Source organism: Streptomyces capoamus, from assembly GCF_014654935.1.
In the GTDB taxonomy this organism is placed as follows: Bacteria; Actinomycetota; Actinomycetes; order Streptomycetales; family Streptomycetaceae; genus Streptomyces; species Streptomyces capoamus.
Window position 1 is genome coordinate 1 of the sequence record NZ_BNBF01000079.1, and the last position, 1,285, is coordinate 1,285.

Consider the following 1,285-nt stretch of genomic DNA (forward strand, 5'->3'; position numbering starts at 1 on the left):
CAGGACATCGTCCACGACATCGCCAACGTCGCCACCACGCGGGACCGCCCCGACTCGGACGTCGAACTGCAGCGGGTAGAAGTCTTCCGCCAGTAGACCCCGGTTCAGCGACGCCGGACGCGGGACGAACCCAATTTTGCACGGCGCGCTGGGGAGCCTGATGCCAGGAGTTCCCTCGCTGGTGAAGCAGGCCCGTGACCGGGATCCGGCCGTGGCCGTCGACGTCTGCCTGGCCGACGCCTCCCGCGCCGACCACACCCTCATGGCCCACCACGCGCACGCGATGACCCAGGCCGGCGCCGGCGTCATCATCCTCGCGGACACCGTCGGTGCACAGCTCCCCGCCGCCTGCCGGGACATGTTCACAGAAGTGCGGGCCGCGGCCGGTGATGACGTGGTGCTGGGCTCCCATGTGCACAACGACCTCGGCCTCGGGCTGGCCAACACCCCGCAGGCCCTCGCCTGCGGGGTACGGGTGGTGTCGGCGTCCTGGCTGGGCACCGCCGAGCGGGCCGGCATGGTGGCCACCGAGCAGCTGCTGTTTCTCCTCACCCAGCACGCCACCGACCTGATCGGACCCGGCGCGACGCCGTGGTGGACATCCCCGGACCTGACCCGCCTGCCGGGCATCGCATGCATGGTCGCGCAGGAAACCGGGGTACCGCTGAGTGTTACCACGCCGATCTTCGGCACCGGGGTGAACACGATCTCCACCGGCACCCCGTTCGTCCACCCCCAGCTCTTCCAGCCCCTCGACCCCCAAGAAGTGCACGGCATCGAGCCGAGCGTCATCCTCACCCACCTGGCCAGCACCCGGGTCGTCGCCGCGGTCGCCGCCCGCCTCGGCCACAGCCTGGACCGCGACCAGACCCGTGCCGCCCTGAACTGGGCCAAGAACCGCGCCTACGCAACCGGGCAGGCTGTGATCAACGACGCCGCGGGCGCCGCCTACCTCGACGGCCTCACCCACGCGACCAGCAGGACACTGTCGTGAACCCGGCCGCCACCCCCACGCCTCCCACGGCGGTGACCCTCGCGCAGGCCCGCCAGGCCCTCGCCGCCGGCCAGGCCGTGGTCCTGCCCAATCCCGCACCCCTGACCCACGTGGTCACCGCCACGCGGGCCCGCACGGTCAACGAGGCCAAAGGCCGGCCCGGCGACCAGCCGGTCGCTCTGTGGGCCCACCACCCCGACACCCTGGACGTCCTTAACCGCGTCTGGGACCTGACCAGTGACAGCGGCCGTCTGGCGCGACGGCTGCTGGCAGAAGAACACCTCACCCTGC

General features: G+C 71.6%; 1 protein-coding gene and 1 pseudogene. Both read left to right on the forward strand.

Annotated features, from left to right (window positions below; translation table 11 throughout):
• Positions 1 to 160 precede the first annotated feature (160 nt).
• Entirely contained in the window at positions 161 to 994 is an 834-nt protein-coding gene (locus IE312_RS37860; RefSeq protein ID WP_189986832.1) for a hydroxymethylglutaryl-CoA lyase-like TIM-barrel protein, read from the forward strand.
• Positions 991 to 1,285: pseudogene (locus tag IE312_RS37865) on the forward strand (hypothetical protein); the annotation flags it as partial. The gene IE312_RS37860 and the pseudogene IE312_RS37865, both read left to right, overlap by 4 nt.